Annotated in this window: 11 protein-coding genes; 2 read left to right on the top strand and 9 right to left on the bottom strand. The window is 61.5% G+C overall.

Features of this window, described 5'->3' with window-relative positions; translation table 11 throughout:
• Positions 1–474 precede the first annotated feature (474 nt).
• From AC1DWF_RS25645 to AC1DWF_RS25605, 9 genes are all read right to left on the bottom strand, one after another.
• Entirely contained in the window at positions 475–1,419 is a 945-nt protein-coding gene (locus AC1DWF_RS25645) for a 2-hydroxyacid dehydrogenase (RefSeq protein ID WP_476842196.1), read from the bottom strand.
• Between the two features lie 15 nt (positions 1,420–1,434).
• Positions 1,435–3,063: an ABC transporter ATP-binding protein gene (locus AC1DWF_RS25640; protein WP_476842195.1), complete on the bottom strand. Its 1,629-nt coding sequence runs from the start codon at positions 3,061–3,063 to the stop codon at positions 1,435–1,437.
• On the bottom strand, positions 3,060–3,452 hold the full coding sequence (locus AC1DWF_RS25635; protein ID WP_476785360.1) for a type II toxin-antitoxin system VapC family toxin: 393 nt from the start codon (positions 3,450–3,452) through the stop codon (positions 3,060–3,062). Before AC1DWF_RS25635 ends, AC1DWF_RS25640 begins: the two co-directional genes overlap by 4 nt.
• A complete protein-coding gene (locus tag AC1DWF_RS25630; RefSeq protein ID WP_476785361.1) occupies positions 3,449–3,697 on the bottom strand; it encodes a type II toxin-antitoxin system VapB family antitoxin in 249 nt (82 codons plus the stop codon). The genes AC1DWF_RS25635 and AC1DWF_RS25630 overlap by 4 nt, the downstream gene beginning before the upstream one ends.
• A gap of 49 nt (positions 3,698–3,746) precedes the next feature.
• A complete protein-coding gene (locus AC1DWF_RS25625) occupies positions 3,747–4,889 on the bottom strand; it encodes an ABC transporter permease (RefSeq protein ID WP_476785362.1) in 1,143 nt (380 codons plus the stop codon).
• A complete protein-coding gene (locus AC1DWF_RS25620) occupies positions 4,889–5,998 on the bottom strand; it encodes a microcin C ABC transporter permease YejB (protein WP_476787943.1) in 1,110 nt (369 codons plus the stop codon). Before AC1DWF_RS25620 ends, AC1DWF_RS25625 begins: the two co-directional genes overlap by 1 nt.
• 42 nt (positions 5,999–6,040) lie before the next feature.
• A complete protein-coding gene (locus tag AC1DWF_RS25615) occupies positions 6,041–7,912 on the bottom strand; it encodes an extracellular solute-binding protein (RefSeq protein ID WP_476787944.1) in 1,872 nt (623 codons plus the stop codon).
• Entirely contained in the window at positions 7,909–9,798 is a 1,890-nt protein-coding gene (locus tag AC1DWF_RS25610) for an extracellular solute-binding protein (protein WP_476787945.1), read from the bottom strand. Before AC1DWF_RS25610 ends, AC1DWF_RS25615 begins: the two co-directional genes overlap by 4 nt.
• A gap of 153 nt (positions 9,799–9,951) precedes the next feature.
• Complete coding sequence (locus AC1DWF_RS25605) at positions 9,952–10,638, bottom strand: c-type cytochrome (RefSeq protein ID WP_476784404.1); 687 nt, start codon at positions 10,636–10,638, stop codon at positions 9,952–9,954.
• 198 nt (positions 10,639–10,836) lie between these two features.
• Here AC1DWF_RS25605 and AC1DWF_RS25600 point away from each other — a divergent pair, with 198 nt between their 5' ends.
• Positions 10,837–11,565 (top strand): 3-deoxy-manno-octulosonate cytidylyltransferase, encoded by a 729-nt coding sequence (locus tag AC1DWF_RS25600; protein WP_476784405.1) that lies wholly within the window; start codon positions 10,837–10,839, stop codon positions 11,563–11,565.
• A gap of 17 nt (positions 11,566–11,582) precedes the next feature.
• Positions 11,583–12,313, top strand: a 731-nt coding sequence (locus AC1DWF_RS25595) for a prephenate dehydratase (RefSeq protein WP_476842194.1), incomplete at its 3' end; no start/stop codon positions are given.

Below are 12,313 nucleotides of genomic sequence, written 5' to 3'. Positions count from 1 at the left end.
CTGCCAAAGCTGCCGTATCATTCACCCATCGCCCTTACGGGACCTGGTGCGCACCGGGTATCAGGAAGGGCGGCGGTGACCTCCCGCCACGGTGTCGGTATCCGTGGCTCCGAGGGCCCGACGACAGGCCGGCGTTTTCCGGTGCAGGTTTCCGCAAATGGAATGCTGCGCGGCGGGGAAATGCGGAAAAGCCGCGGCGATTGTCCATGGAATGTACATGGAGCGGCGCTGTGACCGGCCAACCTTGGGACAGACACCGAGCGGGGCGCGAGGTCGCGCCAGCTAATATCTACTCGGAAGGCACGGCCTCGCGCCCCGCTTCCCGAACTACCTCCCGAAAATGGGAGTGTTCTTTGACAATGGCCAGGCGCGAAAGCGAGCGTGGCAGTGAACAAGTGTGGCTCTCGGGATGACGAGGCAGCGGTGTGCACGACCATACCTTCTCCCGCTTGGGAAGAAGCGGAGTGCCACGCCTCAATATCCCGCGTTTCGGTCGACGACATTTTCCAGTGGCGCTCCGCGCTCAAACGCATCCATCTGCTTGAGCATGGCTGGCACCAGATGCGCTGGGTCGGAGGTCGCCGCAGCATGCGGCGTCACGAACACCTTGGGGTGGTTCCACATCGGGCTGGTCTTGGGCAGTGGCTCGACCTCGAACACGTCGAGGCTCGCTTCCTTCAGCGTGCCGTCGTCGAGTGCACGCAAAATGTCGGCGTCGCGCTGCAGCTTGCCACGCCCGGCATTGATCAGCACAGCGCCGCCCAACCCGTTGCGCCGGCGCAATTCCTTAAGCAGGCCATAGTTGATGATGCCTTTGGTCGCGTCCGTCAACGGAAGCAGAACAACCAGGATGTCTGTGGCATTGAGGAACGGCACCAGCCCGGCATCGCCGCTGAAGGTGGTCACGCCGGCGACCTCTTGGGGCCTGCGGCTCCAGCCATTGATGCGAAAGCCAACGGTCTTGAGCACCTCAGCCGACGCGCGGCCGAGATTGCCCATGCCCATGATGCCGACCGAAATGTCCTYGGCCGGCCGCTGCGGCGGTTCGTGCCAGGCCTTCTTGGTTTGCTGCGTGCGGTAGAGTTGGCCCTGGCGATGGTGATCAAGCACCCGCCACAGCACATATTCAGTCATGTATTGGGTGAGGTTGTCGGCGACCACGCGCACGATCGGCACCTCGGGCAGGCTGGGATCGGCAAAGACATGGTCGACACCGGCGCCGACCGAAAAGATCGCCTTGAGGTTTGGCAGCTTGGCAAGCGTTCCAGGGCGCTGCTTCCATACGACGGCATATTCGATCGAAGGATCGGCAGCGCCGTCCGGTTCGAGCACCACCTCGCGCTCTGCCGACAGCAGTTCGTACCAGCGTTGCGGGCTGAAGCCGGTGATCGAAAGAAGGATTTTTCCCTTGGCCGACATGCTCTTCCCTTGATGCTATTCGCTGACCACACCTGTCGGTGCGGTTTCGATCTTGAACGCCGCAGAGATCAGCGCTCGAGTGTAATCCGTCTGCGGTCGCTCGAAAATCTGCTCGGAGGATCCCGCCTCGACCACCTTGCCGTTGCGCATCACGATGACGTCATTGGCAAGCGCGCGCACCACCTTGAGGTCGTGGCTGATGAACAGATAAGCGAGGTCGTGCTTGGCCTGCAGGCTGCGCAAAAGGTCAACCACCTGCGCCTGCACGCTCATGTCGAGTGCCGAGGTCGGCTCGTCGAGCATGACGAAGCGCGGTTTGAGGACCATGGCGCGTGCAATGGCGACCCGCTGGCGCTGGCCCCCGGAAAATTCGTGCGGATATCGGAAGCGTGTCTCGGGATCGAGGCCGACCTCGCGCAGCACGTCGACGACTGCAACGTCGCGTTGGGCTGCCTTGAGCCCGGGCTCGTGGATCTTGAGACCCTCTTCGATGATGTCGGCAATCGACATGCGCGGACTGAGCGAGCCGAACGGGTCCTGGAACACGATCTGCATCTCGCGACGCAGCGGTCTCATCGCATTGAAGGTCAGCTTGTCGATCTCGCGGCCGTCGAAGTCGATCCGGCCCTGCGACGAGATCATGCGGGTGAGCGCGAGCCCCAGCGTGGTCTTGCCCGAGCCCGATTCGCCGACCACGCCGACGGTCTGGCCGGCGCGGACGGCAATATCGATGCCGTCGACGGCCTTCACATGGTCGATGGTCTTGCGGAAGAAGCCTTGCTTGATCGGAAACCACACCTTCACGTCGGTGCCCGACATCACCGTCTTGGCCGACGCATTGGCTGCCGGCGGCTTGCCCTTCGGCTCGGCGGCAAGCAAATGGCGCGTGTAGCTGTGCTGCGGGTTGTCGAAGATCTCCTTGGTCGGTCCCGTTTCGACGATCTGCCCGCGTGTCATCACGCAGACGCGGTCGGCGATGCGCCGGACGATGCCGAGATCATGGGTGATGAACAGCATCGACATGCCCTTGCGGGACTTCAGCTTGGCAAGCAGCTCGAGGATCTGCGCCTGCACGGTCACGTCGAGCGCGGTTGTCGGCTCGTCAGCGATCAGAAGTTCGGGCTCGTTGGCGAGCGCCATGGCGATCATCACACGCTGGCGCTGGCCACCGGAGAGCTGGTGCGGATAGGCGTCGAGCCGCTTCTGTGGCTCGCGGATGCCGACCTCTTCGAGCAGTTCGAGCGTGCGGGCTCGCGCCTGCCTGTCGCCCATGCCCTGGTGCAGCGAAAGCACCTCGACGATCTGCCGCTCGATCGTGTGGAGCGGGTTGAGTGAGGTCATCGGCTCCTGGAAGATCATGGTGATCTTGTTGCCGCGCACCTTGCGCAACGCGTTTTCGTCAAGCGCCAGCAGGTCCTGTCCACCGAACATCATCCGCCCCGATGGGTGGCTAGCCGGCGGGTWGGGCAGGAGCTTGAGCACCGAAAGGGCGGAGACCGATTTGCCGGATCCTGATTCGCCGACCAGCGCCACCGTCTCGCCCTTGGCGATATCGAAGGAGATGTGGTCGACAGCGGTCGTCGTCAAACCACCCTGGCTGAAGGCGACGGACAGGTCCTGGACGGAAAGGAGCGGGGAGGTCAAATGGCGGCCTCGATGTCAGTCATGCGAAAATCGTCGCCTTTGAAAAGAAGCGGCTCCCGGCGCGCCTTGGCAAGCGCATAGGCAAAGCAGTCGCCGAGGTTGAGCTTGGCCTGATGGTTGCCCTTGCCGAATTGCTTGTAGGCTTCGCGGGCGAGACGGGCTTGGTCCGGCGTGATGTCGACAAGCCTTACATTCATGCTGGCGATGATTTGGTCCAACTTGTCAGAGGTGACCGCCATGTCTCCACGATCGACCCGAAGGGCGACCTCCAGATAGTTGACCGGAGACAAGACGACCGTGTCGGCCTGTTCGGTCAGGACGTCAGCGAAGCGATATTCTTCTGGTTCCTTGAGCAGAATTGCCAGGATTGCCGAAGCATCGACGATCATTTCGGCAATCCGAATTCGTCATACAAGTCAGAATGGTCACTGGTCACGCCAGGAGGTGGCGGCGGCAACGAATCCAGGATTTCACGCAACCGACGCTTCTTCTCTGCCACACCCCTGTCATGGCGCAGGCGTTCAAGCCGCTCCTCGAGCGCAGCCTGAATGGCCGACGTCATCGTCTCGCCGGTCTCGGCGGCGAGTTCCTTGGCCAGCCGCTCGACGGTCGCATTCTTGATGTTCATGCCCATGCCTGTCTCCATGGTAGAAAACATAAGAAATTATACCATAGATCCGAGCTCACTTGAACGTCTTCCTTGGGTCGAAGGCGTCGCGGGTGGCTTCGCCGACGAAGATCAGCAGCGACAGCATCAGCGAGATCACCACGAAACCCGACAGGCCAAGCCATGGCGCATTGAGGTTGCGCTGGCCCTGCTTGAGCAATTCGCCGAGCGACGCCGAGCCGGGCGGCAGGCCGAAGCCGAGGAAGTCGAGCGAGGTCAGCGTCGAGATCGAGCTGTTGAGGATGAAGGGCAAGAAGGTCAGCGTCGCCACCATGGCGTTGGGCAACAGGTGTCGGAAGATGATCGTGCGGTTGGGCACGCCAAGCGCGCGCGCCGCATTCACATATTCGAAATTGCGCGCGCGCAAGAACTCGGCGCGCACGACCCCGACCAGCGCCACCCAGGAAAACAGCAGCATCAGCCCAAGCAGGATGAAGAAACCTGGCGGCAGCACGGCAGCGATGATCAGCAGCAGATAGAGCACCGGGATCGCCGACCAGATTTCGATGAAGCGCTGGAACAAAAGATCTGTCCAGCCGCCGAAATAGCCCTGCATGGCGCCTGCCGAGACGCCGATCAGTGCCGAGCCGACAGTCAGGATCAGGCCGAACAGCACCGAGATGCGGAAGCCGTAGATGACACGCGCCAGCACGTCGCGGGCCTGGTCGTCCGTGCCGAGCCAGTTCCAGTTGCCGATGGTGCAATTGGGATCGTCGACCCCTTGCGGATAGCGTTGGCAACGCACCTCCTTGGGGTACATCCAGGACGGCTTGGCCGGTGCGGCCTCAGGTATCTCGTTGTTGGTTGTGCGGTAGGAATAGCGGACCGGCGGCCAAATCATCCAGCCATTGGCGGCTATCGCCTCCTGCACCACCGCCATACGGTAGTCGGTGATAGGCAAAAAGCCCTCGTCGCCGAGGAAGGTCTCTTCGCCATAGTCCCGCATGATCGGTGAGAAGAACTCGCCCTTGAAACGGATCAGAAGCGGCCGGTCGTTGGCGATGAATTCGGAAACCAGCGATAGCCCGAACAGGACGAGGAACAGCCACAGCGACCAGTAGCCGCGCCGATTGGCTCGAAAACTCTGCCAGCGCCGCTTGTTGATCGGCGAGAGCCAGGGCCGCTTGACCGGTGCGGCAACCGTATCTGTCGCCGACATCAGACGTCCCTCCGCTCGAAATCGATGCGTGGGTCGATCCAGGTGTAGGTCAGGTCGGAGATCAGCCCGACGAACAGCCCCATCAGCGAAAAGATGTAGAGATTGGCGAAGACCACCGGATAGTCGCGGTCGAGCACTGAACGGAAGCCGAGCAGGCCGAGGCCATCGAGCGAGAAGATGTTTTCGATCAGGAGCGAGCCGGTGAAGAAGGCCGAGATGAAGGCGCCGGGGAAGCCGGCGATGACGATCAGCATGGCGTTGCGGAAGACGTGGCCATAGAGCACCTGGCGCTGCGAAAGTCCCTTGGCGCGGGCAGTCACGACATATTGCTTGCGGATCTCGTCCAGGAACGAGTTCTTGGTCAAAAGCGTGGTCGTGGCGAAAGCCGACAGCACGAGTGCCGCCAGCGGCAATGTAACGTGCCAGAGATAGTCGAGCACCTTGCCGCCGAGCGACAGCTCGCTGAAATTTTCCGAGGTCAGGCCGCGCAGCGGGAACCAGTCGAAGAACGAGCCACCGGCAAACAGCACCATCAAAAGGATGGCGAACAGGAAGGCCGGGATGGCGTAGCCGACGATGATGACGCCGCTGGTCCAGATGTCGAAGGTCGAGCCGTCCTTGACCGCCTTGCGGATGCCGAGCGGGATCGAGATGAGGTAGGACAACAGCGTGATCCAGATGCCGAGCGAGATCGACACCGGCATTTTCGAGATGATCAGGTCGAGCACCGAGATGTCGCGGAAATAGCTGTCGCCGAAATCGAAGCGGGCATAGTTCCACAACATCATGCCGAAGCGTTCGAGTGGCGGCTTGTCGAAGCCGAACTGCTTTTCGAGCTTGGCGATGAATTCGGGATCGAGGCCTTGGGCGCCACGATATTTGGACGAGCCTTCGCTACCCGCCGCGTCGAAAGTGTTGCCGCCACCAACGTCCCCGCCGCTGCCGCCGGACAGGCGGTCGCCGGCGTTGCCGCCCTGGCCGGTCAGCTTGGCGATGACCTGCTCGACTGGGCCGCCTGGTGCGAACTGGACGACGGCGAACGAGATCGCCATGATGCCGAACAGGGTCGGTATCATCAGAAGTATACGACGGAGGATATAGGCGCCCATCAGGCAAGGCTCCTCAGAAGGAGCGAGTCAGGGGCAGAAATCTCAGGTCTTGCCAATACGTGCAGCCTTGTCCTTGTCGAACCACCACATAGCTTCGACGGGGAAGCCGAAATCCGGTTTCGGCTCCTTATAGCCGAACATGTCCCAGAATGCGGCGCGGTGATTCGCCGAAAACCAATTTGGAATCCAGTCTAGCCGGGCGCGCAAGGCCCGGTCGAGCGCGCGCATGGCAACTGTCAGCGCTTCGCGATCCTTGGCCGCACCCACGGCGTCCACCAACGCGTCGATTGCCGGGTCGGCGGTGCCGGGCAGGTTGGTCGAGCCCTGCATGTTGGCGGCGCGGGAATGAAACAGCCCGTCGATCTCGTCGCGGCTGGGCGTTGCCGAAAAGGAAACGGCCATGGCAATCGCGTCGAAGTCGAAACTGGTCTGCCGCGCCTGATATTGCGTCGAGTCGACCATGCGCGCGGATGCATCGATGCCGATCGCCCGCATGTTCTCGATCCAGGGCGAAAACACGCGAACAAATGCGTCGTCGTCGACCAGGATCTCGAGCGTAAGCGATTCGCCCTTGGAATTGCGCAAGCTGCCGTCCTTGCGCGCCCAGCCGGCATCCGCCAGCAGCTTCGAGGCTTGTCCCAACAGCTTGCGGTCGCGGCCCGAACCGTCGGAGGGCGGCTGCAGCACTGCCTCGCCGAAAGCCTCGTCAGGAATACGGCCGCGGAAAGGTTCGAGTAGCGCCAGTTCGGCGGGTGTGGGCAGGCCCTCGGAGCGATAGGCCGATTTCTCGAATGTCGATTGTGAGCGCTCGTAAGCGCCGTAGAACAGATTGCGGTTTGTCCATTCGAAGTCGAAGCACAGCGCAATGCCCCGGCGCACGCGCGGATCGCGAAAGCGCTCGCGCCGCTGGTTGAGCGCGGTTGCCTGCATCATGGGGCGTTTTTCGCTGGGGAATTCGCGCTTGACCACCTTGCCGGCGGTGAAGGCTGGAAAGTCATAGCCGGTGGCCCAGATGCGTGCGGTGAATTCCTGGCGATAGGCGATATCGCCCTTCTTGAACGCCTCGAAGGCGGCCTGCCTGTCCTGGTAGAACTCGATGCGGATGCGGTCGAAATTGTAGAAACCGCGATTGACCGGCAGGTCGCGGCCCCAATAGTCGGGCACCCGCTCATATTCGATCGTCTGGCCGGGCGAGACGCGGCCGACCTTGTAGGGACCTGACCCCAGCGGCGCCTTCATTTGGGAGGCGTCGAAGGGATTGGCCTCGAAGAAGGCCTTGGCTGGAATCGGATAGGTCGCGATGTCGAGGATCGTGCGGTCCGATTGCTTGCCGTCGAAGCTGAGCCGTAGCGTATGAGCATCGACCGCAATGGCTTCGGTCATGTGGTTGAGCGGCAGAAGCAGGCTGGGGTGGCCGTCCTTCTTGAACAGCTTGAAGACATAGGCCGCGTCCTCGGCGGTGAAAGGCGTGCCGTCGTTGAAACGCGCTTCGGGCCTCAGCGCGAAATCGAACCTGTTGCGGTCGTCGGAAATGGTCACCGACTGCGCCAGAAGACCGTAGATCGCATCGGGTTCGTCGATCGCCCGGACCATCAGCGAATCGTAGCAAAGCTCCATGCGTGGCGGCGCGTCGCCGCGGGCGACGAAAGTGTTGAGCGTGTTGAAGGTGAGCGGGCTCTGGTTGAAGTACCAGTAGTTCGGCGAGAAGTTGAAGGTGCCGCCCTTCGGCGCATCCAGGTTCACATAGTCGAAATTCTGGAAGTCAGGCCCGTATTTGAGGTCGCCAAAGGCCGACAGGCCGTGCAGCCCGGTGCCGGTCGGGCTTGCGGCGAAGACGCGCCCCGGCAGCAAAGGTGCGACGGCAGCCACCGCACCAAGTGCCAGGAAATCGCGACGGGGCAGGCGCGGGCTCAATTGGCTCCCTTGTACTTGGCAGCCAGTGCGGCTTCCTTTTCCTTGTCGATCCACCAGGAATCGGGATCGACGCCGAGATAGGCCGGCTGTTTTTCGGGAATGCCGAACTTGTTCCAGTAGGCCGTTCGCACCTTCGGCAGATGCCACTGCGGAACGATGTAGTAGTTCCAGAGCAGCACGCGATCGAGTGCGTGGGTGGCGGCGACGAGATCCTCGCGGTTGTCGGCGAAGATGACGCCATCGATCAGTTCGTCGATCACAGGGTCCTTGATGCCGGCATAGTTGCGTGACCCGGGCGTAGCGGCGGCCTTCGAACTCCAGAAATCGCGCTGCTCGTTGCCGGGCGACTGCGTCTGGGCAATGACCGTGGTCATCACGTCGTAGTCGAACTGATTGACGCGGCTCACATACTGGCTGACGTCGACGATCCTGAGCGTGGCGTCGATGCCGAGCTTGCGCAGATTGTCGATGAAAGGTGCGGTGACGCGCTCGTCGGTAGGGTCGTTGCCGAGGAATTCGATCTTGAATTGCTCGCCGGTTTTTTCGCTGACAAGCTTGCCGCCGCGATTGACCCAACCCGCTTCCTTGAACAGTTGCGAAGCCGAGCGCAGGTTTTCGCGGAACGATTGCGGTGTGTCGTAGACAGGGAGCTTGAACGGTGTCGTGAACAGCTCAGGCGGCAGCTTGTCGCGATATTTTTCGAGGATTTCGAGCTCCTTGCCCTGCGGCACGCCGCTGGATGCCAGGTCGCCGCCCTTGAAGTAGCTGTCGGTGCGCACGTAGGAATCGTAAAACAGTGTGCGGTTCATGCTTTCGAAATCGAAAGCCTTGGTAAGTGCTTCGCGCACGCGGCGATCCTGGAATTGCGGGCGACGCGTGTTGAGCACGAAACCCTGCATCGGCGCGCCTGACGTCTTGTCGAATTCCTTCTTGATGACATCGCCGGCCGTGAAGGCCGGGAAATTGTAACCGGTGGCCCAGCGCTGCGAGCGGTTTTCAAGGCGGATGTCTTCAAATCCACCCTTGGTGAAGGCTTGCCATTCGGCGTCCTGGTCCATGAAATAGATGTAGCGGCGCTTGTCAAAATTGTTGCGCCCGACATTGACCGCCACATCAGCCGCCCAATAATCGGGCACACGCGCCCAGACGATCTCGGCACCGGGCTTGAAGCTCTCGATCTTGTAGGCGCCCGAGCCGAGCGGCGGCTCCAGCGTGCCCTTGGTGATGTCGCGCTTTTTGCCGGAAGCGTCGGTGCCCTCCCACCAATGCTTCGGCAGCACGGCAAGGTCACCGATGATGTGGGGCAGTTCGCGATTGCCCTTCTGGTTGAAGCGGAACTCGACCTCGCGGTCGGACAAGGCCACTGCCTCGGTCACATTGGCGAAGTATTTGCCGTAGAGCGGGTTGATTTGCTTCAATGTGTTGAGCGACCAGACGACGTCTTCCGCCGTGATCGGCTTGCCGTCATGCCATTTTGCGCGGGCATCGATCCGATATGTCGCTGAAGAGTAATCGGCCGGATATTTGTAGGCATCGGCGATCAGCGGATGGCTGGTGCTCGACTCGTCGGTCGCCTGCTGCATCAGCGTGTCGTAGAGCAGGCCCCCGAAGTAGGTGAAGCCGGCCGCAGGCGTGCCGTTGACGATGAATGGGTTGAAGCTATCGAAAGTGCCGAACGTCGTCGAATTCAGTATGCCGCCCTTGGGCGCGTTCGGATTGACGTAGTCGTATTGCTTGAAATCTTCGCCATATTTCGAGGTGCCGATCAGCGACGAGGTCGTGTGCCATTCTCCGGCGTCCTGGGCCGTTGCAGGCAGCCAGGTGCCCGATAGAAGAGCCGCTGCGATGCCGGCGGCTGCAAAAATCCTGCTCAGGCAAGCCTTCATGAATATCCCCTTGGCCCGGTATTCGCGGACACTCTAATTCATTCGCCGCGCATGGAAACCACACGTAAGACGATTGTCGTCGCATGTTTGCGCCAGGCAACAAAAAAGCCGGGCTAAACCCGGCTTTTTCAAGATGCGAAAATGACAAATTTGTTAGTGAGCGGCCGGAGCCGGCGCGGCACCTTCTGCCGGGGCGGCCGGGGCAGCACCTGCGGGAGCGGCAGGAGCAGCAGCAGGAGCAGCGCCAGCCGGAGCAGCTGCGGGCTGTGCCGCGGGAGCAGCGTCTGCTGCAGGTAGCGGCGCCGGGCTGTCCGACTGCGAATTCAGATAGGCGATCAGGTTGGCGCGCTCGTCATCCTTCTTGATGCCGGCAAAGCCCATCGCTGTGCCCTTGATGTAGCCCTTAGGCGACGTCAGGAAGTGATTGAGGTGTTCGAAATCCCACACGACCTTGCTGCCCTGCGAGAACTCCTTCATCGCGCCGGAATAGGCGAAGCCTTCATGCGAGGCCATTGGACGGTTCACGACGCCCCAGAGATCTGGACCGACCTTGTTGGGGCCGCCCTTTTCGATGGAATGGCAGGCGGTGCACTTCTTGAACACGGCAGCACCAGCTTCGGCATTGGCGCTGGCGAGCAACTGAGCGATCGGCACTGCGGCAGGTGCGGCTTCGCCGCCACCGGCAGCCGCGCCACCTTCTTCAGCCGCTTCGATGGCGAAGCCCGGCTTTTCCGGGACGGGCGATGCGAAGATCGCGTCCGACACGAGCGAGATGGAGAACACCACAAAGGCAGTACCCAGCAGGCCGCCAAGTACCTTGTTCATTTCGAATGAGTCCATACGCCCCTGGCTCCCTTATCCGGTCGATCGCCATCCTCTGCGACCGCTGCCGTTTGTCGGTAAAGTCTAACGCCCGGCGGACCGGGTCAAATCGCGCGGAAACTAGGTCTTTTGCTTGCCGGTTGCAACACCTATAAGGGCGCTTCCAGTGAGACGTTTTGACACTTTCCAAAGCCATTTAGAAGCAGCCGCGCAGCCATGTCCACCCTTGTCCTGATCCCCGCCCGTATGGCCTCGACGCGCTTGCCGGGCAAGCCTTTGGCCGATATYGCCGGCCGTCCGATGATCGTCCATGTCGCAGCGCGCGCTTCCGAAAGCGGGCTGGGCCGCGTCGTGGTGGCGACCGACACGGATGCGGTGGCGGATGCCGTGCGGGCGCATGGCTTCGAGGCGGTGATGACACGCAGTGACCATGAGTCGGGTTCGGATCGTATCTTCGAGGCCTTGACCAAGCTCGATCCCAGGGGCGAGGTCGAGATTGTGGTCAATGTCCAGGGCGACCTGCCGACCATCGATCCGGCGATCATTCAAGCCGCGTTGCGGCCGCTGGAAGATGCGGCGGTCGACATTTCCACGCTTGGCGTCGAGATCACCCGACAGGAAGAAAAAGTCGACCCGAACGTCCCCAAGATCATCGGCTCGCCGCTGTCTGTGCAGCGGCTGAGGGCGCTTTATTTTACCCGCGCGACGGCACCTTGGGGCGAAGGCCCGCTCTATCATCATGTCGGGCTTTATGTTTATCGCCGTGCTGCGCTTGAACGCTTTGTCGGGCTTGGCCCGTCGCCGCTCGAAAAGCGCGAGCGGCTCGAACAGCTGCGGGCGCTGGAAGCCGGCATGCGCATCGACGTCGAAATCGTCGATACGGTGCCGCTGGGCGTTGACACGCCCGAACATCTCGAACGCGCTCGCGAACTTCTCTCGAAATAGACAAAGACAGGCCAGCCATGCCGACCACGACCAACAAGATTGCCTTCCAGGGCGAGCAGGGTGCCAATTCCGACACCGCCTGCCGCAACGTCTATCCCGATATGGAGCCGTTGCCGTGCCCGACCTTTGAGGACGCATTTAATGCGGTCGAGACTGGCAAGGCCGCCCTGGCGATGATCCCGATCGAAAACACCATCGCCGGTCGCGTCGCCGACATCCATCACCTGTTGCCGGAATCCAAGCTGCACATCGTCGGCGAATATTTCCTGCCGATCCATTTCCAGCTGATGGTGCTGCCGGGCGTCAAGCGCTCCGAGATCAAGACCGTGCACAGCCATATCCATGCGCTCGGCCAGTGCCGCAAATACATCCGCAAGAACAGCTGGAAGCCGGTGGTAGCCGGCGACACCGCTGGAGCTGCCAAGTTTGTCGCAGAGGTCAAGGACCGGACGATGGCCGCACTTGCGCCGCGCCTGGCGTCCTCGCTCTACGGTCTCGACATCCTCGAAGAGAACGTCGAGGACACCGAAAACAACATCACCCGCTTCGTTGTTTTGTCGAAGGGCAAAAGCTGGGCCGAGCGCATCAACCCCGACACCAAGATGATGACCACCTTCGTCTTCCGTGTCCGCAACGTGCCGGCAGCGCTTTACAAGGCGATGGGCGGCTTCGCCACCAACGGCGTCAATATGACCAAGCTGGAGAGCTATCAGCTCGGCGGCGAATTCACCGCGACCCAGTTCTATTC

This window comes from Aminobacter sp. P4_D5 (assembly GCF_056401815.1).
The sequence above is the reverse complement of the archived record's forward strand: the minus strand, read 5'-3'. Positions and strand labels throughout refer to the sequence as shown.